Source organism: Pseudomonas spirodelae (assembly GCF_034653255.1).
Taxonomy (GTDB): Bacteria; Pseudomonadota; Gammaproteobacteria; order Pseudomonadales; family Pseudomonadaceae; genus Aquipseudomonas; species Aquipseudomonas spirodelae.
In genome coordinates, this window is sequence record NZ_JAYEET010000042.1 from 45,773 (window position 1) to 68,374 (window position 22,602).

General features: G+C 60.6%; 22 protein-coding genes. 11 read left to right on the forward strand and 11 right to left on the reverse strand.

The window, feature by feature from the left end; all coding sequences use genetic code 11:
• Position 1: 1 nt before the first annotated feature.
• From SOP97_RS13995 to SOP97_RS14030, 8 genes are all read right to left on the reverse strand, one after another.
• Positions 2-1,249 (reverse strand): NAD(P)/FAD-dependent oxidoreductase, encoded by a 1,248-nt coding sequence (locus SOP97_RS13995; protein WP_322949648.1) that lies wholly within the window; start codon positions 1,247-1,249, stop codon positions 2-4.
• Positions 1,246-2,019, reverse strand: a complete 774-nt coding sequence (locus SOP97_RS14000; protein WP_274088441.1) for an SDR family NAD(P)-dependent oxidoreductase — start codon at positions 2,017-2,019, stop codon at positions 1,246-1,248. The genes SOP97_RS13995 and SOP97_RS14000 overlap by 4 nt, the downstream gene beginning before the upstream one ends.
• Complete coding sequence (locus SOP97_RS14005) at positions 2,016-2,441, reverse strand: nuclear transport factor 2 family protein (RefSeq protein ID WP_274088440.1); 426 nt, start codon at positions 2,439-2,441, stop codon at positions 2,016-2,018. The genes SOP97_RS14000 and SOP97_RS14005 overlap by 4 nt, the downstream gene beginning before the upstream one ends.
• Positions 2,438-3,877, reverse strand: coding sequence for a deoxyribodipyrimidine photo-lyase (gene phrB / locus SOP97_RS14010; RefSeq protein ID WP_322949764.1), 1,440 nt, complete (start codon positions 3,875-3,877; stop codon positions 2,438-2,440). Before phrB ends, SOP97_RS14005 begins: the two co-directional genes overlap by 4 nt.
• Before the next feature lie 14 nt (positions 3,878-3,891).
• Positions 3,892-4,833 (reverse strand): MerR family transcriptional regulator, encoded by a 942-nt coding sequence (locus tag SOP97_RS14015; protein ID WP_274088439.1) that lies wholly within the window; start codon positions 4,831-4,833, stop codon positions 3,892-3,894.
• Positions 4,830-5,795, reverse strand: coding sequence for a YbgA family protein (locus SOP97_RS14020; protein ID WP_322949652.1), 966 nt, complete (start codon positions 5,793-5,795; stop codon positions 4,830-4,832). Before SOP97_RS14020 ends, SOP97_RS14015 begins: the two co-directional genes overlap by 4 nt.
• Positions 5,796-5,915: 120 nt before the next feature.
• Positions 5,916-6,161, reverse strand: coding sequence for a TIGR02450 family Trp-rich protein (locus tag SOP97_RS14025; RefSeq protein ID WP_322949654.1), 246 nt, complete (start codon positions 6,159-6,161; stop codon positions 5,916-5,918).
• On the reverse strand, positions 6,158-7,150 hold the full coding sequence (locus SOP97_RS14030; protein WP_274088436.1) for an NAD(P)/FAD-dependent oxidoreductase: 993 nt from the start codon (positions 7,148-7,150) through the stop codon (positions 6,158-6,160). The genes SOP97_RS14025 and SOP97_RS14030 overlap by 4 nt, the downstream gene beginning before the upstream one ends.
• A 208-nt stretch (positions 7,151-7,358) precedes the next feature.
• On the opposite strand from SOP97_RS14030, the gene SOP97_RS14035 reads away from it, so the two are divergent.
• From SOP97_RS14035 to SOP97_RS14045, 3 genes are all read left to right on the forward strand, one after another.
• Positions 7,359-8,264 (forward strand): TIGR01777 family oxidoreductase, encoded by a 906-nt coding sequence (locus SOP97_RS14035; RefSeq protein ID WP_322949656.1) that lies wholly within the window; start codon positions 7,359-7,361, stop codon positions 8,262-8,264.
• A gap of 8 nt (positions 8,265-8,272) precedes the next feature.
• Entirely contained in the window at positions 8,273-9,295 is a 1,023-nt protein-coding gene (hemH, locus tag SOP97_RS14040; protein WP_322949658.1) for a ferrochelatase, read from the forward strand.
• A gap of 156 nt (positions 9,296-9,451) precedes the next feature.
• On the forward strand, positions 9,452-10,783 hold the full coding sequence (locus SOP97_RS14045; protein WP_322949660.1) for a spinster family MFS transporter: 1,332 nt from the start codon (positions 9,452-9,454) through the stop codon (positions 10,781-10,783).
• 308 nt (positions 10,784-11,091) lie between these two features.
• Here the strand turns inward: SOP97_RS14045 and SOP97_RS14050 are convergent, their stop codons facing one another.
• Both SOP97_RS14050 and upp read right to left on the reverse strand, forming a co-directional pair.
• Positions 11,092-12,360: a uracil-xanthine permease family protein gene (locus SOP97_RS14050; RefSeq protein WP_274088833.1), complete on the reverse strand. Its 1,269-nt coding sequence runs from the start codon at positions 12,358-12,360 to the stop codon at positions 11,092-11,094.
• A 3-nt stretch (positions 12,361-12,363) separates the two neighbouring features.
• Positions 12,364-13,002, reverse strand: a complete 639-nt coding sequence (upp, locus tag SOP97_RS14055; RefSeq protein ID WP_322949662.1) for a uracil phosphoribosyltransferase — start codon at positions 13,000-13,002, stop codon at positions 12,364-12,366.
• Positions 13,003-13,261: 259 nt separating this feature from the next.
• Between upp and SOP97_RS14060 the strand changes: the two genes are divergently transcribed.
• Positions 13,262-13,819 (forward strand): hypoxanthine-guanine phosphoribosyltransferase, encoded by a 558-nt coding sequence (locus SOP97_RS14060; protein WP_274088831.1) that lies wholly within the window; start codon positions 13,262-13,264, stop codon positions 13,817-13,819.
• 114 nt (positions 13,820-13,933) lie between these two features.
• Here the strand turns inward: SOP97_RS14060 and dauA are convergent, their stop codons facing one another.
• Positions 13,934-15,676 (reverse strand): C4-dicarboxylic acid transporter DauA, encoded by a 1,743-nt coding sequence (gene dauA, locus SOP97_RS14065; RefSeq protein ID WP_322949665.1) that lies wholly within the window; start codon positions 15,674-15,676, stop codon positions 13,934-13,936.
• A 196-nt stretch (positions 15,677-15,872) separates the two neighbouring features.
• On the opposite strand from dauA, the gene SOP97_RS14070 reads away from it, so the two are divergent.
• The 7 genes from SOP97_RS14070 to SOP97_RS14100 all read left to right on the forward strand — a co-directional run bounded on the left by SOP97_RS14070 (position 15,873) and on the right by SOP97_RS14100 (position 22,576).
• Positions 15,873-16,160, forward strand: a complete 288-nt coding sequence (locus SOP97_RS14070; RefSeq protein WP_322949666.1) for a PA4642 family protein — start codon at positions 15,873-15,875, stop codon at positions 16,158-16,160.
• A gap of 271 nt (positions 16,161-16,431) precedes the next feature.
• Positions 16,432-17,025 carry a TetR/AcrR family transcriptional regulator gene (locus tag SOP97_RS14075; protein WP_322949668.1) on the forward strand — a complete coding sequence of 198 codons (594 nt, stop codon included), beginning with the start codon at positions 16,432-16,434 and terminating at the stop codon, positions 17,023-17,025.
• A gap of 56 nt (positions 17,026-17,081) precedes the next feature.
• Positions 17,082-18,191: an NADH:flavin oxidoreductase gene (locus tag SOP97_RS14080; RefSeq protein WP_322949670.1), complete on the forward strand. Its 1,110-nt coding sequence runs from the start codon at positions 17,082-17,084 to the stop codon at positions 18,189-18,191.
• Between the two features lie 175 nt (positions 18,192-18,366).
• Positions 18,367-19,314 (forward strand): alpha/beta fold hydrolase, encoded by a 948-nt coding sequence (locus SOP97_RS14085; protein WP_322949672.1) that lies wholly within the window; start codon positions 18,367-18,369, stop codon positions 19,312-19,314.
• Positions 19,315-19,481: 167 nt separating this feature from the next.
• The gene (locus tag SOP97_RS14090) at positions 19,482-19,988 is read left to right on the forward strand and encodes a TRAP transporter small permease subunit (protein ID WP_322949673.1); all 507 of its coding nucleotides are present in this window, start codon (positions 19,482-19,484) and stop codon (positions 19,986-19,988) included.
• The gene (locus tag SOP97_RS14095; protein WP_322949675.1) at positions 19,988-21,313 is read left to right on the forward strand and encodes a TRAP transporter large permease; all 1,326 of its coding nucleotides are present in this window, start codon (positions 19,988-19,990) and stop codon (positions 21,311-21,313) included. Before SOP97_RS14090 ends, SOP97_RS14095 begins: the two co-directional genes overlap by 1 nt.
• A 213-nt stretch (positions 21,314-21,526) precedes the next feature.
• Positions 21,527-22,576, forward strand: a complete 1,050-nt coding sequence (locus SOP97_RS14100) for a TRAP transporter substrate-binding protein (protein ID WP_274088822.1) — start codon at positions 21,527-21,529, stop codon at positions 22,574-22,576.
• Positions 22,577-22,602 lie beyond the last annotated feature (26 nt).

A 22,602-nucleotide genomic window follows, 5' to 3' on the forward strand; every position in this document is an offset into this window, starting at 1 on the left:
ACTACAGCAACTCACCAAATTCACGGGCCACGCGCAGCGCGCTGACCACACCGTCTTCGTGGAAGCCATTGGCCCAGTAAGCGCCGCAGAAGTAGCTGTGATTGACCCCCAGCAGCTCTTCCCAGCGCGCCTGGGCTTGTGTGCCGGCGAGGCTGTATTGCGGGTGCGCGTAGGTGTAGCGGGCGAGGATTTTGCTCGAGTCAATCAAGGCGGTCTGGTTCAGGCTTACGCAGAAGGTGGTGTCGCTCTGAAGGCCCTGCAAAATATTCATGTCATAGGTCACGGCTGCGGGCTGATCCACTGGCCCGCCGAGGCGATAGTTCCAGCTGGCCCAGGCCAGTGGCCGTTTCGGCAGTAGGCGCGTGTCGGTGTGCAGCACCACGTCGTTGTCGGCATAAGGCAGTGCGCCGAGGATTTCAGTCTCAATCCGGCTCGGTTGCGCCAATAGCGCCAGGGCCTGGTCGCTGTGACAGGCAAACACCACCTTGTCGAAGCGCTCGCTACCTTGTGCGCTGTGCACGGTTACACCGTCTTCATCACGATCAACCCGAGTGACCGGGCAGTTGAGGCGGATATGCTGCTTGAACGATTCGGTCAGCGGCGCGACATAGCTGCTCGATCCACCCTCGATCACGCACCATTGCGGGCGGTCGCAGACGGAAAGCAAGCCGTGGTTTTTGAAGAAGCGCACGAAGAATTGCAGCGGAAAAGCCAGCATGTCTTGCAAAGACATCGACCAGATCGCCGCGCCCATGGGCACGATGTAATGCTGGATAAAACGCTCGCTGTAGGCATTGGCCTTGAGGTAGTCACCGAGGGTCATGTCGCGGGCAATACGTTGCTGATTCAGGTCGTTCAAGGCTTCGCGGTTAAAACGCAGGATGTCGCGCACCATGCCCCAGAACTTCGGTGAAATCAGGTTGCTGCGCTGGGCGAACAGGCTGTTGAGGCCATGTCCGTTGTATTCCACGCCGCTCACTGGGTCGCTGACCGAGAAGCTCATCTCGGTGTCCTTGAAGCCGACGCCTAGCTGGTTGAGCAGGCGGATAAAGTTCGGGTAGGTCCAGTTGTTAAACACAATAAAGCCGGTGTCCACGGCGTAGGTCTGGCCATCGACCTGCACGTCCACGGTGTGGGTGTGCCCACCAATCCAGTCGCTGGCCTCGAATACCGTAATGTCGTGGCGACGGTTAAGCAGGTAGGCGCTGGTCAAACCGGCAATGCCGCTGCCGATAATGGCGATTTTCATGGATTGTCCTTGGTTTTGGCTTCAGTGCGCGCCAGGCGGGCGCCGATGGCCACTTGCAAACGCATGGGCAGATGGCCCAGCAGCTTGAGAATGGCAATAAAGGGGCCGGGGAAGGCGATTTCATAAGGCTGTGCCGCCAAGCGCTCGGCGATATAGCGGGCGGCCTTATCCACCGGCCAGCGCATGGGCATGGCGAAGTCATTTTTCTGCGTCAGCGGGGTGTCGACAAACCCGGGGCTGACCAGGGTGACGGCAATGTTCTCGGCGCGCAGATCGATACGCAGGGTGTCCATCAGGTAGCGCATGGCGGCTTTCGATGCCCCGTAAGCCTCGGCGCGCGGCAGCGGCATAAAGGTCACCGAGCTGCCCACGCCGACCAGATGCGGATTGTTGCCCAGGCGCAGCAAGGGCAGGGCGGCTTCGATGCAGTAGCTGGCGGTAAACAGATTGGCGCGCATCACCCGCTCGATCATGGCGGCTTCGAAGCTGCTGACCTCAACGTACTCACAGGTGCCGGCATTCAGGATGGCGCAATCCAGGGCGCCCCAGACTTGGGCGATATGCTCGCCAATGGCCTGCACTTGAGTGGCATCACTGAGATCGCCGGCCACCACTAACACCTGCTGCGGGTAGCGCTTGGCCAGCGCCTGCAATGGCTCAAGGCTGCGGGCGCTGAGGGCTAAACGATGACCTTGCTGCAGCAGCTGTTCGGCCAGTGCTGCGCCGATCCCGCTGCTCGCACCGGTTAACCAAATACGGCGTGCGTTCATGCCAACCTCCTTTTCAGCCAGCGAATCGCCGAGCCGAGTAAAGGCAGATGCTCATAGAGCAGGCTGCCGGCGTCGAAGTAGTCACGGTGACGATAGACCTTCTTATCTTGCCACAGCAGGTGCGAGCAGCCTTCCACGCGGATCAGTTGGCCTTTGGCCAGACGCGGATGGCGGTAGCTCATGGTCCAGCGCAGGTAGCCTTCACCTTCACGCGCTTGATCAAAGCCATAGAAGTCAAAGCGCAGCTCGCTGACGTTGGCGTACATCTCGGCGAAGTAGCGCTGCATATTGGCCAGCCCGCGCACTTCATGCAGCGGGTCGCAAAACAGCGCGTCGTCGCTGTAGAGCTGGCCCAGGCGCTCGAGGTTGTCTTTGTTCAGCCCGGCAAAGTCCTGGGCGAACTGGCGTAGAAAGTCGCTCAAGAGGCCTCCTCACCGGCAAAGTGCGGCAGGCTTTTGAAGGCGGCCAGCGCACGCGCGCGACTCTTGCTCAGGTCGACAATCGGCGCGGGGTAGTCGGCAATCCCGAACAACCCGCCCATGGCCGCCGGGTTATGAATATTGGTTTTGTTCAGGCCAACCAGCTCGGGCAACCACTGGCGCAGAAAGCGCCCGTCAGGGTCAAACTTTTGCGACTGGCTGAGCGGGTTGAAGATGCGGAAGTAGGGCGCCGAATCGGTGCCGGTGGAGGAACTCCACTGCCAGCCGCCATTGTTCGCCGCCAAGTCACCGTCGATCAGGTGGCGCATAAAGAAGCGCTCGCCTTCGCGCCAGTCGATCAGCAGATTTTTGGTCAGAAACATCGCCACGATCATCCGCAGACGGTTGTGCATCCAGCCGGTGGCCAGCAGTTGGCGCATCGCCGCATCAATGATCGGCAAGCCGGTACGGCCTTCCTGCCAGGCTTTCAGCTCCTGCGGCGCATCACGCCAGGCCAGCGCTTCGGTTTCCGGTCGGAAGGCGCGGTGCATGGACACCCGCGGGTAGCCGACCAGGATGTGTTTGTAGAACTCGCGCCAGAGCAGCTCGTTGATCCAGGTCACCACGCCGATGTTGCCGCTGTCGAACTCGCCCTGATTGGCGGCCAACGCAGCATGCAGGCACTGGCGCGGCGAGATCACCCCTGCGGCGAGGTACGCGGACAGTTGGCTGGTGCCGGGTTTGGCGGGGAAGTCGCGGGCGCTCTGGTAGAAGTCGATCTGCTCTGCGGCGAAATCATCCATGCGCCGGCGCGCCTCGGCCTCACCCGCCGGCCAGAGCTGGCGCAGGGTGTCGCTGGGGGTGGCAAACCCGGGGACCTGTTCCGGTACGGCATCGCTGTTGATCGCCAGAGGATCTTGAGCCTTGGGTGTGGCGATCACGCTCGGTAAGGCGCTGTGCAACCGCTGATAACAGACCTTGCGGAACTGGCTGTAGACCTGGAAATAGGTGCCGGATTTGGTCAGCACGCTGCCGGGCTTGAAGAAGATCTGATCCAGCTGGCTATTGAAGTGGATCCCCAGCGTATCGAGTGCATCGGCCACGCCCTGATCGCGGCGGCTTTCGTGCACGCCGTATTCTTCGTTGACGTGCACCGTGCTGATCTGCAGTTGCTGGCATAACTCGCCGATCACCTGCGGCGCGGCGCTCCAATCGTCAGCCTCACGCACTAACAGGGGCACGTTAAGTTTGCCCAGCTCGCCGGCCAGACTTTTCAGGTTACGTAGCCAGAAGTCGACCTTGCTTGGCGCGTCATCGTGCGCCAGCCACTGGGCAGGGCTGATCAGGTACAGCGCCACGGTCGGGCCGCTGCTCATGGCTGCAGCCAGGGCGCTGTTGTCCTGGACCCGTAGGTCGGTGCGGAACCACATCAATTGCAGCATGGAATGTCCCATCAGCTGTGCAGCAGGTTGAGGTCGGTGAGGCTGTGCAGCGCTGCCAACGGGTCGCCCGCCAGGCTCAGTTCGGCGTTCTGCTGGGTGATGGCCTTTAGTTCGTCCGCGTGGATCTGCACCACTTGGCCGACCAGCAGGCAAGGGCAGTCATAGCCGCCCAGCAGGCGTTGCAGGTGCGTACTGTTCAGCGCCTGGCTGGAATACAGCAGCACGGCGCGCGGCTGAATATGTTCGACCGCCAGGGCTAATTCAGGCGGTGGTAGCGGCCAGTCAAAGACCTCGACGGCAACCCCCGCATTGCTCACCAGCCATGCGGTCAGCCACAGGCCGGGCGCCATGGGCAGGTCAGACACGTTGATCAATAACAGCGGCGCGCCATTGTGCTGGCGGTTGTTGTGGTAGAGGCGCGCACCGAGCTTGCTGCGCAGCCAGGAATAGAAAAACACTCGCTCGGCCTGCGCTCCAAACTGATTGCGCCAGCGCAGCTCAAGCTCCTCAAACAGCGGCAGCAGCAGTTGTTCGCACAGCGTGTTGGGTGGGTAGAGCGCCAGCTCGCTGTTGAAACAGTCGTCCAGGCGGCGCTCGTTGAGGTTGCAAATGGCTTCCTGCAATTGCTGGCGCTTGGCTTCCCACTGCGAGCTGGCTTCGGCAAAGGCTGGCTGGTTACTGCGCAGCAGGCCCTTCACCTGGCTGACCGAAACGCCGCGGTTGAGCCACGTCAGGATCGCCTGAATGTGCGCAACATGTTCATCCGAATACAGGCGATGACCTTTGGGGGTGCGGTGCGGCACGATCAGGCCGTAACGGCGTTCCCAGGCGCGCAGGGTGACCGCGTTGACGCCGGTGATGCGCGCGACATCGCGGATCGGCATAAAACCCTGGGCGATGGCGGCCTGGTAGTCGTCGGCGCTCGCCTCAGGGTGGCTCGACTCAAGACTCATAGGGCGTTACGCAAGCTGAGGTTTTCCGGGTGCGGCTGCAGGTAAACCTGTTGCGCGATGTAGGTGTCAGGGTGGCGGCGGAAGTGGTGCTTGAGCAGGGTCATGGGCACCACCAGCGGCACCACACCGTGACGGTACTGGCCGATCAGTTGCTGCATTTCCTGCTTGTCTTCGCTGCTCAGGGCCTGCTTGAGGTAGCCGCTGATGTGCTGCAGTACGTTGCTGTGGCTGCGGCGGGTGGCGCAGCTTTTCAACGCACTCATCAGCTCGCTGAAATAACGCGGCGCCAGCTCATGCAGATCATGCTGGCCGAGGTTGCCGAGCATGCGCCCGAGTAGCTTGTATTGCTGCGGGTTAGTGGCCATCAGCAGGTATTTGTAGCGCGAGTGGAAGGCAATCAAGCTTTGGCGGCTCAAGCCATCGCGCAGCAGCTGTTGCCATTCGGAGTAGGCGAAGACGCGGGTGATGAAGTTCTCGCGCAGGACCGGGTCGTTTAGGCGGCCGTCTTCTTCCACGGGCAGGTTGGGATGGCGGGCGCAAAACGCCTCGGCGAAGATGCCGCGGCCTGGTTCGCTGGGGCGGCCGTTGTCCTGGTAAACCTTGACCCGATGCAGGCCGCAGGACGGTGACTGCTGCATAAAGATGTAGCCGCAGATATCAGTCAGTTCAGTCGCCATGCGCTCGCCGTAAGCGGTCAACGGTGCAGTGACATCCACCTCGCGGTTAACAGTGCCCACCGCGCGCGGCGCTTGCGCGTCACCGACCAGGCGAATCGGCTCACGGGGGATGCTCATACCTATCCCCACTTCGGGGCACACGGGGGCGAAATCAAAGTATTCACTGAGTGTGCGGCTACACAGGCGCGATTCCTTGTGCCCGCCGTTATAGCGAACTTCGGAGCCCAGTAGGCAGGCACTGATGCCCAGTTTGGGTTTGCCGGTGATGGTTTCTGGTGAGCGCATGGGCAACCTCCTATGACGACTTGTACAGATCCTGGTGGATGTACAACTTGGGTTCATCATAGGACTGTAATTGTACAAGTCAATATATTTGTACAACTACGGTATGGCTTTGTGGGGCGATTACTTCCAGCCCATGCGCCACTGCTCGGAGTTTTCCAGCACGCGCCAGTCAAGACGCTGGCAGCGCTGATTGAGTACGGCCTGCAGTTCGATCTGCAGCACCGTGCCTTCCTCGTCACAGAACAGTTCGGTGACGAGGAAATGCTTCTCGCGGTTCTGCGGCTGTGTGGCGGTCCATTTCGACAGCAGCAGCTTGCGCGGGTTAAGCCGGTGTTTGGCCGGCTTACTGCGTGCTTGAGGAGTCATTGCAGGTGCTCGAGCAGTCGCCGGGCGGCTTCTTGGCCACTCAGCCAGGCGCCCTCGACACGGCCAGACAGGCACCAGTCGCCGCAGGCGTAAATACCCAGGTCAGAATCGGCCAGTACCCCCCATTGATGCGCGCTAGCGGGGCGCGCATAGAGCCAGCGATGCGCCAGGCTGAGCGCCGGGGCGGGCACGGCGCAACCAATCAGTTCGGCAAACGCCCCTAGCAGGTGTTCAGTCACCGCTTCTTTGGGCATGTCCAAGTGTTGCTTGGTCCACTGGCTGGTGGCGTGCAGCACCCAGGTGTCGAGTTGTGTGTCGCGTCCGGGCTTGCTGCGGTTGCGGGCCAGCCAGTCGAGCGGGCTGTCCTGCACAAAGCAGCCTTCAACCCGGGTCTCCAGCGCGGTGGGGAATGCCAATGCGACCGCCCAGGTTGGGTCCATGGGCACGCTGGCGGCCGCGCCGGCGAGTTTCGGCACGCTCGACAGCAGGGGGCTGGCTTGTGGTGCCGGGGTGGCGACGATGACGTGGCTGAACGGGCCGTGACTATTGCCGTCGGCGTCCTGCAGGTGCCAATGCTGCTCGCCGCGAAACACTTCGGTGATGCGGCAGGAGAAGTTCACCGGCAGGGCGCCGAGCATGGCGCGGGTAATCGCACTCATGCGTGGGCTGCCGACCCAGCGCACCTGCTCATCTGGCGAGGCGGTGAGCTGGCCGTTATTGAAGTTGTAGAGACTTGGGGTCCATTCGGCGACCCAGCCGCGGGCCTGCCATTGCTGCACCACGTCGACGAAGCGGCGGTCGCGGGCGGTGAAGTACTGTGCGCCGAGGTCCAGTGCGCCGGCATCGCTGCGTTTACTGGACATGCGCCCGCCACTGCCGCGGCTCTTGTCGAACAGTTGCACCGGGTGGCCGGCGGCATGCAGCGCCTGTGCGGCAGACAGCCCGGCAATGCCGGTGCCGATAATGGCGATCGGGAGAAGAGTGGTCATGGTCTACCTCATGTGTTCAAGCGTTAGGCTACGCTTTAGACAAAAGCTATACAATATTGTTTTTGTGTATAAGCTAGTCCGATATATGTCCGGTCTTTTCTATAGTTAAGACAACCTGTGGCCGGATTAAAGCCACAGCAGCGCATAAATCCGCCAAGAGCGGTCATTTATGCAAAGGCGATGCAACGGCCATGCGAGGGAACAACGGATGCACATACTTCTGACGGGTGGTACGGGTTTAATCGGCCGCGCGCTGTGCCGGTATTGGTTGCAGCAAGGCCACCAGCTGACGGTGTGGAGCCGTCGTCCCGAGCAGGTAAAAGCCCTGTGTGGTGAGGCCGTGCGCGGTATTGCTCGGCTCGAAGAATTGGCCGAAGAACCGCTGGATGCCGTGGTCAACCTGGCGGGCGCGCCGATTGCCGATCGTCCCTGGACACGCAAGCGCAAAGCGCTGTTATGGGCCAGCCGAATTGGCCTGACCGAACAACTGCTGGCCTGGCTGCAAAGCCGTGAGCAAAAGCCGGGCGTGTTGCTGTCTGGTTCGGCAGTGGGCTGGTATGGCGACGGCGGCGAGCGCGAGCTGCATGAGGATTCACCGCCCGTCAGCGAGGACTTTGCCGCGCAACTGTGCGGCGCCTGGGAAGAAACCGCCCGGCGTGCCGAGACCCTGGGCATGCGTGTGGTGCTGCTGCGCACCGGGTTGGTATTGGCATGTGACGGTGGTTTTCTAAAACGTCTGTTATTACCGTTCAAGCTCGGCTTGGGCGGCCCTCTGGGCGATGGTCGGCAGTGGATGCCGTGGATTCACATTGACGATCAAATCGCCCTGATTGATTTTCTCCTGCAGCAGCAGGAGGCCAGCGGTCCTTATAATGCCTGCGCGCCGACGCCTGAGCGTAACCGCGCCTTCAGCCAGGCGCTGGGCCGTGAGCTGCATCGGCCGGCCTTTATTCCGGCCCCGGCGTTTGTCCTGCGCCTGGCGTTGGGCGAACTGGCAGAGTTGCTGTTAGGCGGCCAGCGCGCCTTGCCGACGCGCCTGCAGGACCAAGGATTTAGTTTTCGTTTCACTCATTTGGATGTGGCACTGGCGGATTTGCTGGGCCAGCCTAACTAGGATTACGCATGACCGATCACGCCTTGTTACTGGTGAATCTGGGTTCACCTGCCTCCACCTCCGTGGCTGACGTGCGCAGCTACCTCAACCAGTTCCTTATGGACCCCTATGTGATTGATGTGCCCTGGCCGCTGCGCCGGCTGATCGTTTCACTGATTCTGATCAACCGTCCCAAGGCGTCGGCGCATGCCTATGCCTCGATCTGGTGGGAAGACGGCTCGCCCCTGGTGGTGTTGAGTAAGCGCTTGCAACAGGCGATGAAAACATCCTGGACGCACGGCCCGGTTGAGTTGGCCATGCGCTACGGTGAGCCGTCACTGCAAACCGTGCTGACCCGCCTGGCCAGTCAGGGCATCAAGCAGGTCACCTTGGCGCCGCTGTACCCGCAGTTTGCCGACAGCACCACCACCACAGTGATTGAGGAAGCCAAGCGGGTGGTGCGTGAGCAGCAGCTGCCAATACGCTTCTCCATCCTGCCGCCGTTCTATGATCAGCCTGAATATCTGGATGCTCTGGTCGACAGTGCCAAGCCCTATCTGGAGCAGGACTTCGACCATTTGCTGCTGAGTTTTCACGGCTTGCCGGAGCGGCACTTGCACAAGCTGGACGCCACGGGCCATTGCTTGAAGGGCGATGATTGCTGCCGTACGGCCTCACCCGAGGTGCTGGCCAATTGTTACCGCGCGCAGTGCCTGCGCAGCGCCGAGCTGTTTGCCCTGCGCATGGGGCTAAAACCCGAGCAGTGGTCGGTGTCGTTCCAGTCGCGCTTGGGCCGTGCCAAGTGGATTGAACCCTACACCGAGGCACGCCTCGATGAACTGGCCGCGAAGGGGGTGAAGAAGTTGCTGGTGATGTGCCCGGCCTTCGTCGCTGACTGCATCGAAACCCTGGAAGAAATTGGCGACCGTGGCCGCGAACAGTTTGTCGAGGCGGGCGGCGAGAGCCTGCAGCTGGTACCGTGCCTGAATGATCATCCAAGCTGGGTGGCCGCGTTGAAAACCCTGAGTGAACGCGCTCCATTGATGCTCTAACTGAATGTGGCGCGGCTGTCATTCGCTCGAAGGGATGCCGCGCATTCGTCTGATTGATAACACCTAAGGGCGATACTCATTGCCCTGTATCTCGGCCTAAGCTGGCAGTTCTTTCAACCGTCGTGCACCGCACCAGCGGTGCCGAGGAGACTGCCAGTGCCCAACAACAATAACGGCTATCCCTCTTCCACCCGTGCCTGGGTGACTGTCGCCATCCTGATGGTGGCGTATGTGCTGTCCTTTATCGATCGGCAGATTCTCAACCTGTTGGTCGGCCCGATTCGCCGCGATTTGATGATCAGTGACACGCAGATGAGCCTGCTGATGGGCTTGTCATTTGCGCTGTTCTATACCGTCTGCGGGATTCCACTGGGCCGTCTGGCTGACACCAAAAGCCGTCGCGGGTTGATTGCCATTGGCGTGCTGTTCTGGAGTGCGGCCACCGCGGCCTGCGGCATGGCCAAGCTGTACTGGCAGTTTCTGATCTGCCGCATTGGTGTGGGTGTGGGCGAGGCCGCGTTGTCGCCAGCGGCCTATTCGCTGATTGCCGACAGTTTCCCAGCCGAGCGCCGTGCCACAGCCATCAGCGTGTATTCGATGGGGGTTTACCTCGGCTCCGGTATCGCGTTTTTGCTCGGCGGCCTGGTGATCAAATTTGCCTCGGCCCAGGGCGATGTGATGCTGCCGGTATTCGGCGAGGTGCGCCCATGGCAGCTGATTTTCCTGATTCTCGGCGCGGCTGGGGTGTTGTTCACCTTGCTTATGTTGGCGGTCAAGGAGCCGGCGCGGCGCGGTGTTGGTGCCGGGGTGGCGGTGCCGTTGGCGGACGTTGGTCGTTATATCCGTGCTAACCGGCGCACCGTGCTGTGCCATAACTTCGGTTTTGCCGGCCTGGCGTTTGCTGGCTATGGCAGTGCCGCCTGGGTGCCGACTTTCTTTATTCGCACCTATGGCTGGGATGCCGGTCAGGTGGGCATCGTCTACGGCAGCATTGTCGCGGTGTTTGGTTGCCTGGGCATCGTCTTCGGTGGTCGCCTAGCGGATTGGATGGTCAAGCGTGGCAGCAGTGACGCCAACATGCGCGTCGGCCTGTATGCCGCGTTGGGTGCCGTGCCCTGTGTGCTGACCTTCCCACTGATGGACAGTGCGCTGTGGGCCGCGGTGCTGATGGCACCGACGGTGTTCTTCCTGAGCATGCCGTTTGGCGTGGCCCCGGCGGCCATTCAGGAGATCATGCCTAACTCAATGCGCGGCCAGGCTTCGGCGATCTACCTGTTTGTGATCACCCTGATCGGCCTGGGCATAGGCCCGACGGCGGTGGCGTTGGTCACCGACTATGTATTTGCCGATGACAACGCCCTGCGTTACTCGCTGCTGATCGTTACCGCTTTTGCGGTGTTCAGCTCCATTGTGCTGTTGAGCATGGGCCTCAAGCCCTACCGCGAAAGTTTGGTGCGCTTGCAGGGCTGGTCGGCCAATCCTGCTTAGAGCCTGTTACGATCTGCTGCGCGTCGGCCCTGCTGCGTTAAAAACCGGCTGGTGCCCCCGCCCGGTCGGAAGCCGCTTGCGGCAACGCGCTTTAGCGCGACCCGAAGGGCGAGTGAAGCGAGTAATGCTCATGTACAAAAGTACACTCGCGTGCGAGCCCAGTCCGCTTCCTCGCCGGTTAGACCAGCCGAAGGCTGTTACTGGCGTAGCGCCTTGCATTGCTCTAGCTCGCGAGATCGTAAACAAGCTCTAGATAGTTAGTTGCATAAAAAAGCCCCGCAGAAGCGGGGCTTTTTAGTGGATGCGATTTACAGGTCGGGCTCTTCCAGCACGGTTTTGCTGCGCCAGCCTTCGCCGCCGGGCAGCAGCAGGTTGAGCAGCAGTGCCGTAATGGCGCACAGCGAGATGCCAGACAAGGCGAAGTCGCTGTTACCCATGACCATGCCGCCAATGCCGAACACCAGGGTGATCGAGACGATGATCAGGTTGCGCGCCTCGGACAGGTCGACCTGATGGCGGATCAGGGTGTTCAAACCGACCACCGCGATGGAGCCAAACAGCAGGCAGAGGATGCCACCCATCACCGGTACGGGAATGCTCTGCAGGGCGGTGCCGAATTTGCCGACAAAGGCCAGGCCGATGGCAAAGCAGGCGGCCCAGGTCATGATCTTCGGGTTGTAGTTCTTGGTCAGCATCACCGCGCCGGTGACTTCCGCATAGGTGGTGTTGGGCGGGCCGCCGAGCAAGCCAGCTGCCGAGGTGGCCAGGCCGTCGCCAAGCAAGGTGCGGTGCAGGCCTGGCTTCTTGATAAAGTTTTTGCCGGTGACGCTGCCAATCGCGATGACCCCGCCAATGTGCTCAATGGCGGGCGCCAGAGCGACTGGCACGATGTACAGAATCGCCCCCCAGTGCAGCTCCGGGGCGACGAAGGCCGGCAGGGCCAACCAAGGTGCTGCAGCGACTTGGCTGGTGTCGATCACCCCACACAAGGCCGCGACCACGCAGCCGGCGATAATCCCCGCGAGAATCGGCACCAGGCGCAGCAGGCCCCTGCCCATCGCAGCGACCAGCACGGTGGTGATCAGCGCTGACATCGAAATCAGCATGGCGATTTCATACGGAATCAGTTGCGCACTGCCATCACCGGCCTTGCCCATGGCCATATTCACCGCCACAGGCGACAGCGCCAGGCCGATGGAAATGATCACCGGGGCAATCACCACGGGTGGCAGCAGGCGGTCGATAAAACCCGCGCCCCTGATCCGTACCACGGCGCTGAGCAGGATATACACCAAGCCGGAGGCGACGATGCCACCGAGTACGGCCGGTAAACCGAACTCGCCTTTGGCGGCGAGAATCGGCGCAATAAAGGCAAAGCTGGAGGCCAGGAAGACGGGCACCTGGCGACCGGTCACCAGCTGGAACAACAGGGTGCCGATGCCCGCAGTGAACAGGGCGACGTTAGGGTCCATGCCGGTGATCAGCGGCATCAGCACCAGTGCGCCGAAGGCCACGAACAACATCTGTGCGCCAGAAATGCCCTGGCGCCAGAGTGGGTCGTTGTATTCATCGCTCATGAATTAGGCGTCCTTCTGCTTGGTGCCGAAGATCTTGTCGCCCGCATCACCGAGGCCAGGAATGATGTAGCCATGCTCGTTCAGGCACTGGTCGATGGACGCGGTATAAATCGTCACGTCCGGGTGCGCGTCGTTGACGGCCTTGATGCCTTCCGGTGCAGCGACCAGCACCATGGCGCGGATTTCCTTGCAGCCAGCTTTTTTCAGCAGCTCGATGGTCGCCACCATCGAGCTACCCGTGGCGAGCATCGGGTCGATGATCATGGCCAGGCGCTCGTCGATTTCCGGCACCAGCTTTTCCAGGTAGGTGTGCGCCTGCAGGGTTTCTTCATTGCGCGCCACGCCCACGGCGCTGACCTTGGCGCCGGGAATCAGGCTGAGCACGCCTTCGAGCATGCCAATGCCAGCGCGCAGGATCGGCACCACGGTGATTTTCTTGCCGGAGATTTTTTCCACCTGCACGGTGCCACACCAGCCCTCGATCTCGTAGCTCTCCAGGGGCAGATCCTTGGTCGCCTCGTAGGTCAGCAGTGCGCCGACTTCCTGGGCCAGTTCGCGGAAGTTCTTCGTGCTGATATCGGCGCGGCGCATCAGGCCGAGTTTGTGACGGATCAGCGGGTGGCGGATCTCAAGGATGGGCATGGGCAGGGGTCTCCGGCAGGACGGGCAAAATTCGCGCTTAGATTAATGCATTGGCGCTGCCTCGTGCTGCGCCAAGATGGCCTAATGTCGCTAAATAGCGGCTAATGTGTCGATGATTAGCTGTGCTTGCAGACAATTACCGCAGTTGGTCTGGCCGCACTTGCTCTGTGCGGTGCAGATGCGTACCTTTGCCGGCTTTTATTTTGACGCATCGATCAGCTTTTTGGTCTGAACGTCCCCGCTCCCAAGAGGAAACAGCATGTCCGTCGATCTCGCGCATATCCGCCAAGTCATGGCCGAAGCCGATTGTCTGCACAGCAATGCCGAGGTCGAGGTGGCTATCGACGCCATGGCAGCAGTCATCAACAGTGAGATGGCCGACAGCAATCCCGTGGTGTTCTGCGTGATGAACGGCGGCCTGATCTTCTCCGGCAAACTGCTGCCCAAGCTCAACTTCCCGCTGGAGTTGTCCTACCTGCACGCCACCCGCTACCGCAATGAAACCAGCGGCGGTGAGTTGTTCTGGAAGGCCAAACCGGAAATCTCCTTTATAGACCGTGAGGTGCTGATCATCGATGACATCCTCGATGAAGGGCACACCCTCGGTGCCATCATCGACTTTTGCCGTCATGCCGGCGCCAAGAACGTGCGCATCGCTGTGCTGGTAGACAAGGCCCACGACCGTAAGGCCCGCCCTGATCTCAAGGCTGATTACGTCGGTCTGTCCTGCTTGGATCGCTATGTGTTTGGTTACGGCATGGATTACAAAGGCTACTGGCGCAATGCGCCGGGTATCTACGCGGTTAAAGGTCTTTAAGCACGGCCACTGTAGGGTGGAAAACCGCGAAGCGTTTTCTACCAACAAGGTCCATGGCGGATAAGCTGCGCGTTATCCACCCTACGTTGCTGATTTCCCCGGATTGCATCCGGGCTACTCTTCCGTTGATTCCTCATCAGCCTGTGGCGCCAGCCAGCGCAGGGCCTTTTCTCGGGCTTGCAGTAGATCGCGCACATAGGCCAGCTGCCCCTCAACGCGCACGATTCCCGCGCGGCGTAATTGCAGGCGCACCTGCGGTGTCGGCCCGCTCAGTACTAGGCCTACATGCTGCTCGCGGTAGTCGCGCAGTACATTCTCCAGCGCCGCCAGGGCGGTCATGTCCAGCAGCGGCACAGCGCTGATATCGACGATCACGACCCTCACTCCTGGGGTAAAGCGCCTGAGTACGCTTAGGGCTTTCTCTGCAGCGCCGAAGAACAGCGGGCCGCGAATGGCGTAGGCCAGCACATGTTCGGGCAGGTCATTAAGCGCCTGATGAAAGTGCTTGGGCAGCGCTTCAGTATCGGTCAGGTCGCTCATGCGCTTGATAAACAGCCCGGCCGCCAGCAGCAGGCCGACACCCACGGCCAGCACCATATCGAACAGCACGGTAAGTATCAGGCAGGTCAGCAACACCAGCACGTCACTGCGCGGGGCGATGCGCAGGGTGTGCCGTACATGACGTGGCTCGCTCATGTTCCACGCCACTATCAGCAGCAAGGCCGCCAGTGCCGCCATCGGCAGGTAGCTGAACAAAGGGGCGAGAAACAGAATAGCGATCAGCACCACGCCGGCGTGGGCGATGGCGGCCAACGGAGAGTAAGCCCCGGCGCGGACGTTGGCGGCGCTGCGGGCAATCGCGGCGGTGGCGGTGATGCCGCCGAACAGCGGCGCGACCAGGTTGCCGATGCCCTGGCCGATCAGCTCACCATTGGGGTCGTGTTTGCTGCCGGTCATGCCGTCGGCGACCACTGCACAGAGCAGCGATTCGATGGCTCCGAGCATGGCGATGGCAAAGGCCGGTGCCAGCAGTTGGCGGAACAGCTCGAAGCTCACCGTCAGCGGCTGGCCATCGGCACCGGGCAACTGCCAGGGCCAGACAAAGCTTGGCAGAAACGGCGGAATGCCAGGGTGTTGGATGCCATCGAGGCTGTAGCTGAAGCGTTCGCCAAGGGTTGCCACCGGTATCTGCAGGCTTTCCAGTAGCAGGCCGAGCAGTGCGCCAACAGTCAGCGCCACCAGATGCCCGGGTATTTTTGGCACCCAGCGTGTCCACGTCAGCAGTACCGCCAGGCATACCAGCGCCACCAGGCAGTCACCCACTTGCAGGCTGGGCAGGGCATGTAGCAGCCCGTTGAGTTGTTCGATGTAGTTGTGCGGCTCGCCGGCCAGGCGCAGGCCCAGCAGGTCTTTGATCTGCAGGGTGGCGATGACGATGCCGATGCCAGCGGTAAACCCCAGCGTCACCGGGTAGGGGATAAATTCGATCAAACGTCCGGCGCGCATCAGCCCCAGAGCAATCAGGATTACCCCGGCCATCAGGGTGCACAGCAGCAGGCCGGCGAGGCCGAATTGCTGGGTGATCGGTAGCAGAATCACTACAAAGGCGGCGGTCGGCCCGGAAACGTTGAAGCGCGAACCGCCAAACAGGGCCGTCAGCGTGCCGGCCACCAGCACCGTATACAGGCCGTGTTGCGGCGCCACGCCGACGGCAATCGCCAGGGCCATGGCCAGCGGAATGGCGATGATACCGACGGTTACACCGGCGCTCAGGTCGCTGCGCAGGTGTTTCCAGCTGTAGCCGGCGCGCAAGGTCTGGCGCCAGGCAGAGAACAGCGGCGGTAAAGGCAGCGACATAGTGACTCCTTCTTGTTTGGTTTAGGAGGCTTGGCGCAGTATAGAAGCCGGGCGCAGCGTGCTGTGTTGACCTAAGTCGGCTATTGCCTGATCGAGGCGCGTGTTAGGCAAAACGGCTGAGTTGCATGCGTTGAGCCATTGCCCGCCCCGGGGGTACACTGCCGGCCCCGTGTGGCCTGGTTAGCTGGAGTGAGTGATGCGTAAAGACAAGAAACAGGTGATTGGCGAAGAGATTGGTGACGAGCCGATCAAGCTGTTCCTCAGCGTGGAACCGGCTGATGCCACGCCGCCGTCGCTGCACAAGCTGGTCAAGGCCTACCGCGGCCTGCGTATTGATGACTTCGAGCGGTTTGTTGGGTTCTTCGTTGAGTCGGGCTACGACCTGAATGCTAAAGACGCCCAGGGCAATGACTTTATCGCGCTGATTCAAGATCAACGCTTTGCCGAACCCTATGTTGACGTGATCAAAGCCGCTCGCGGCTAAGAACCAGCTCAACGTCTGCTGCGCGTCGGCCCTGCTGCGTTAAAAGCAGGTTCGGAATGCTCATTTACAGTCGTAAACTCCGCTTCCTCACCTGCTTTTGCCTTGCATGGCTCTAGCTCGCGAGACATTGAACAGGTTCTATATCTCTCTCGACTGGGCCGCGACTTGTTCGCGGCTTTGTTGTTTCTAAAACCCGCGCTGCTTCTTGCTGATAATCACGTAAATCAATAGTGCTGGGCGGGGCGAGACGACCGGTCATATTCTTGCCGGCATGAACACTAGCATCCGACTCGACAAGCGTGACCTGATCCTCGCCAAAGGTGCCGAGGTGATGACCCGTCGTGGTTATCACGGTGCCGGCGTGCAGGAAATCGTGCAGGCAGCTGGGGTGCCCAAAGGCTCCTTCTACCACTACTTCGCCAGCAAGGAAGACTTTGCCCTGCAGGCCTTGCAGCAGGTCTATCAGCCGCGTCTGGCGCGTTATGCCGAAGCGCTGGCCAATCCTGCATTGAACCCGCGCGAGCGCATCATCGGTTATTACGCCGAGCTGGTGGAGCACTTCGCCCGTCAGGAACGCCTGGAATATCACTGCTTTATCGGCAGCCTGAGCTTCGAGATGGCCGAGCTGTCACCCGCGCTGGGCCTGCAGGTCGATGCGATTCTGCAGTCCTCGGCAGACACCCTGCAGCGCTGCCTTGAGCAGGCGCAGGCTGCCGGTGAACTGCCTGCCCATGAGGATTGCCGCAACCTGGCGAGCTTTATCGCCAATGCCTGGCAAGGCGCTTTGACCCGGCTCAAAGTGGCGAACAACACCCAAGCACTCAATGACTTTATCCAGCGTCTGCAGCTGTTGCTGCGGGCCTGATTTTTAAAACACCTTGAACTAGACGACCGGTCACCTGCCCGGCCAGAGGAATACTGATGAGCGATCCCGTTAAAGCGCTGTTCCAACCTTTCACCCTGGGCAACCTGGAGCTGCCGACCCGTGTGGTCATGGCGCCGATGACCCGTTCTTTCTCGCCGGGTGGCGTACCCAACAGCAAAGTCATCGAGTATTACCGCCGCCGCGCTGCTGCGGGCGTTGGCCTGATCGTCACCGAAGGCACCACAGTGGGCCACAAAGCCGCCAACGGTTACCCGAACGTGCCGCGTTTCTACGGTGAAGACGCCCTGGCCGGCTGGCAGAAAGTGGTTGAGGCGGTGCACGCCGAAGGCGGCAAGATCGTTCCGCAACTGTGGCACGTGGGTAATGTGCGCAAGCTGGGCACCGAGCCAGACGCTAGCGTCCCAGGCTATGGCCCGAGCGAAAAAATCAAAGACGGTACTGTCGTGGTTCACGGCATGACCCAGGACGACATCAACGAAGTGATCGCCGCGTTCGCCCAGGCCGCCAAAGATGCCCAAAGCATCGGCATGGACGGCGTGGAAATCCACGGTGCGCACGGTTATCTGGTTGACCAGTTCTTCTGGGAAGGCACCAACAAACGCACCGACCAATACGGTGGCGACCTGGCCCAGCGTTCGCGCTTTGCCATCGAACTGATCCAGGCCGTACGCGCCGCCGTGGGCCCGGACTATCCGATCATCTTCCGTTTCTCGCAGTGGAAGCAGCAGGATTACAGCGCACGTCTGGTGCAGACACCGGAAGAGCTGGGGGCTTTCCTCAAGCCGCTGTCGGATGCCGGCGTGGATATTTTCCACTGCTCGACGCGGCGCTTCTGGGAGCCGGAATTCGACGGCTCCGAGCTGAACCTGGCCGGCTGGACGCGCCAGCTGACTGGCAAGCCAACCATCACCGTCGGCAGCGTCGGCCTGGACGGCGAGTTCCTGCAGTTTATGGTCAACACCGACAAGGTGGCCCAGCCGGCCAGCTTGGAAAACCTGCTGGAGCGTCTGAACAAGCAGGAGTTCGACCTGGTAGCCGTAGGCCGCGCACTGCTGGTTGACCCAGACTGGGCGGTAAAAGTACGCGATGGTCGCGAGCAGGACATTCTGCCGTTCAGCCGTGATGCCCTGATGAGCCTGGTCTAACCTTCGCTGGTTTCGTGTGCGTCGCAAAACGGCGCATCACGCCTCAAGCCCCGGCACATCGGGGCTTTTTTTCGTCCGCGAAAAGCGGCGGCGCTGGCCTCTTTTCGCTGCGCGGGCAGGGCGCCCGGCATTGACTACTATTGGCTTTGCTCTGTTTTAACCACAAGGACTCTCCATGAAGCGTTTTGCCACGGTTCTCTGCAGTGTTGTGTTGCTGACGTTAATTGCACTGACCGCTGCGGTTGCCTGGAACTGGGCACCGGATCGCGCGGTGGCTGACCTCAAACCACGCTGGGCCTTGCCGCCTTCGCAGTTCGTGGCCATCGACGGCATGCTGGTGCACCTGCGTGATCAAGGCCCGCGCGATGACCCCGCACCGATTGTGCTGCTGCATGGCACCTCGGCCAGTCTGCACACTTGGGAGGGGTGGGTGGCGGCGTTGCAGGACAAACGCCGGGTTATCAGCCTGGACCTACCCGGCTTTGGTTTGACCGGACCGTTCCCCGATAACGATTACCGAATTGAGCATTACAGCCAGTTCCTTGCCCACGTGCTGGACCAGTTACAGGTGCCGCGTGCGGTGCTGGCGGGCAACAGCTTTGGCGGCCAGCTGGCTTGGCAGTTTGCCCTCGATTACCCGCAGCGGGTCGAGCGTCTGGTACTGGTGGATGCCGCTGGTTATCCACGCAATGCCACCTCTGTGCCCATTGCTTTTCGTCTGGCGCAGATCCCCGAACTGGCGCCCTTGATGGCCAATCTGCTGCCCCGGCCGGTGATTGAGGCCAGTGTGCGCAACGTTTATGGCGACCCGAATAAAGTCACGGATGCGCTGATTGATCGCTATTACGAATTGGCCTTGCGCGCCGGTAATCGCGGCGCCCTGCGTCAGCGCTTTATTCAGGCCGAAGGCGGGCGCAATTACAGCCGTATTAGCGAGATCAACACGCCGACCCTGATTATCTGGGGCGGCCGTGATGAGTTGATTCCAGTGGTCAACGCCGAGCGCTTCAAGCGCGATATCAAAGGCAGCCGCTTGGTGCTGTTTGATGAGCTGGGGCACGTGCCCCAAGAAGAGGATCCCGAGCGCACCGTGAAGGTGCTGATGGACTTTCTAGAGCGCTAGCGAATCAGGTTAAGCGGCTTAATGCTTGGCATAAAGCACTGATATTAATAAGAAAATTACCTCAGGTAGGCCGCTGGCGTGCTTTGTGCTATCGCTGTTAGCACAAGTTGGCTTTGGCCAATCATGGTCTAGGCTCTCGGCATAACAATTATTCGGCAGGTAGCGCAATGCCCACGCCAATCAGGCTGTTTGTGAACGCAGTAGAAGCGCTTAATCGAGTCGTTGGGCGTTTCGCCATGTACCTGATTTTCGCCATTCTAGGTGTGCTGTTGTACTCCTCAATCAGCAAGACCTTCTTTATGCCGGCCGCCTGGACGTTGGAGTCCGCGCAATTTCTGATGGTCGCCTACTTCCTGCTCGGCGGCGCCTATTCCATGCAGCTAGACGCTCATGTACGCATGGACCTGTTCTACAGCCGCTGGTCGCCACGTGCTCGCGCCGTGATGGATGCGATCACCATCGGCTTTCTGATTTTCTATTTGGTGTTCCTGCTCTACGGCGGTATTTCCTCGACCCAGTACGCCCTGGAGTACAGCGAAACCAGTTACTCCGCCTGGTCGCCACCCATGGCCCCAATCAAGATCATCATGTGCATCGGCATCGCCCTGATGCTGCTGCAGGCCATTGCCACGCTGTTCAAGGACATCGCTGCCGCGCGGGGGGAACCGCTGTAATGGATTACGAGCTGATAGCCCTGCTGATGTTCTCCTCGATGATGTTGCTGCTGCTCACCGGTAAGCGCGTATTTGGCGCGATTGGTTTTGTCGCGGTGGTGGCCGCTTTGCTGCTGTGGGGCGATGGCGGTTCGGAAATGGCCTTTAGCGCGGCCATGAAACTGATGAAGTGGTACCCGCTGCTGACCCTGCCGCTGTTCGTGTTTATGGGTTACATGCTCTCTGAATCGGGGCTGGCCGAAGACCTCTACAAGATGTTCCATGTGTGGATGGGGCCACTCAATGGCGGGCTGGCAGTGGGCACCATCGGCTTGATGGTGGCGGTCTCGGCGATGAATGGCCTGAGCGTGGCCGGCATGGCCATAGGTGCGAGTATTGCTCTGCCCGAGCTGCTGCGCCGGGGCTACGACAAGATCATGGTCACCGGGGTGATTCAGGCCGGCAGCTCGCTGGGCATCCTGATTCCGCCCAGCGTCGTGCTGGTGCTGTACGGCATGATCGCCCGTCAGCCGGTGGGTCAACTGTGGCTGGCGGGTGTGTTCCCAGGTCTGCTGATGGCGGGGTTGTTTGTCCTGTACATCATCATTCGCTGCCGCTTGCAGCCTGAGCTGGGGCCGGCGTTGTCCGAAGAAGAACGCGAGCAGATCAGCTGGAAGGAAAAGCTGTTGCTGCTCAAGGCTGGCATCGCGCCGCTGTTTATCTTTTTCTGCATGACCGGGCTGTTTCTCATGGGCATCACCAGCCTGGTGGAAAGTTCGGCAGTGGGCGCTGCCGCCGCCACCTTCACCGCCTTGGTCAAGGGCCGGCTAACTCGCAGCGTGATGGAAGAAACCCTGCGCAAGACCCTCGGCATCAGCTGCATGTTTATGTGGATCATCCTTGCTGCCCTGTGTTTTGGCGCGGTGTTCGACGGCCTGGGTGCGGTCAAGGCGATTGAAGCGTTCTTCCTCGAAAGCCTGGGGCTGGGGCCCTGGCAGGTGCTGATTCTGATGCAGCTGTCGTTCATCCTGATGGGTATGTTCCTCGATGACACCGCCATGCTGGTGATCGTCGCTCCGCTGTATATCCCGCTGGTCGGGGCGCTGGGTTTTGACCTGGTCTGGTACGGCGTGCTCTACACCATTACTTGCCAAATCGCCTACATGACCCCGCCTTTCGGCTACAACTTATTCCTAATGCGCGCCATGGCACCGCCTGAGGTGTCGTTGCGCGATATCTACGTATCGGTCACGCCATTCGTGCTGATCATGGTGCTGGCGCTGGTGCTGGTGATGGTCTTTCCGCAAATCGCCCTGTGGTTGCCGCAGTGGCATTACGCCCGTTGAACCCATGAATTTCAGGAGTCGGTCAGCGCAGTTGTACCCATAGAAGCCTCTGAGGATTGCCGTGACGTGCACGGGTAGCGATGCCGTACGCAATCCTCAAGGGCTTTGTGCAAACGTCGGGTACAGGTTACCCCTCTGAAAACGCTGCCCGGCCCATGAGGGCAAGCAGTGCGGTTGTATGCCATCTGAATCGATAATTGTGGAGATAACAGCATGAGTACGAGACGCAGTTTTCTGAAAACCGCCGCGGTGGCCACCGGGGCAGCGGGTGCAACGGCACTGGGTTCCTCGCATATTTATGCGGCGGAGCCGAAGAAAATCATCTGGCGCCTGCAAACCTACGCTGGCCCCGCGCTGGGTGAACATGTGATCAAGCCGTCGATCGATGCCTTCAACAAGGCCGCCAATGGCGAGATGGAAATTCAGCTGTATTACGCCGATCAGTTGGTGCCCACCGGCGAGCTGTTCCGCGCCATGCAGAAGGGCACCATCGATGCGGTGCAGAGCGATGACGACTCCATCGCCGCACCGGTGGACATTTCAGTGTTCGGCGGCTATTTCCCATTTGCCACCCGTTACAGCCTGGACGTGCCGGTACTGTTCGAAAAATACGGCCTCAATGAAATCTGGGCAGAGGCCTACGGCGAGGTTAAAGGCGTTACCTGGCTCGGAGCCGGCGCCTGGGACCCTTGCCACTTTGCCACCGTGGAGCCGATTACCAAGCTTGAGCATCTCAAAGGCAAACGCATCTTCACCTTCCCTACGGCAGGCAAATTCCTCTCCCGCTTCGGCGTCATTCCGGTCACCTTGCCTTGGGAAGATGTTGAAGTGGCCATGCAAACCGGTGAGCTGGACGGTATTGCCTGGTCCGGTATCACCGAGGACTACACCGTCGGTTGGGCCAACGTGACCAAGTACTTCCTCACCAACAACATTTCCGGTGCCTGGTGCGGCTCCTACTTCGCCAACTCAGATCGCTGGGCAGAGGTGCCCGAACACCTGAAAACCCTGTTCAAACTGTGCATGGACAGCTCCAACTACTACCGCCAGCACTGGTACTGGGGGGGCGAGGCGCAGCTGCGGGTTGAGGGCGGCAAGCTGGAGCTGACGTCCATTGCTGCCGAGGAATGGGCAACCGTGGAAGCCGAGGCGCTGAAGTTCTGGGATGAAATCGCCAAAACCAGCCCACGCTGCGCTCGGGTGGTGGAGATCTTCAAGAAGTACAACGCGCTGATGGCCAAGGCTGGCGCGCCGTATCGCTGATCGCATCGACCCGCCTGCAAACCACG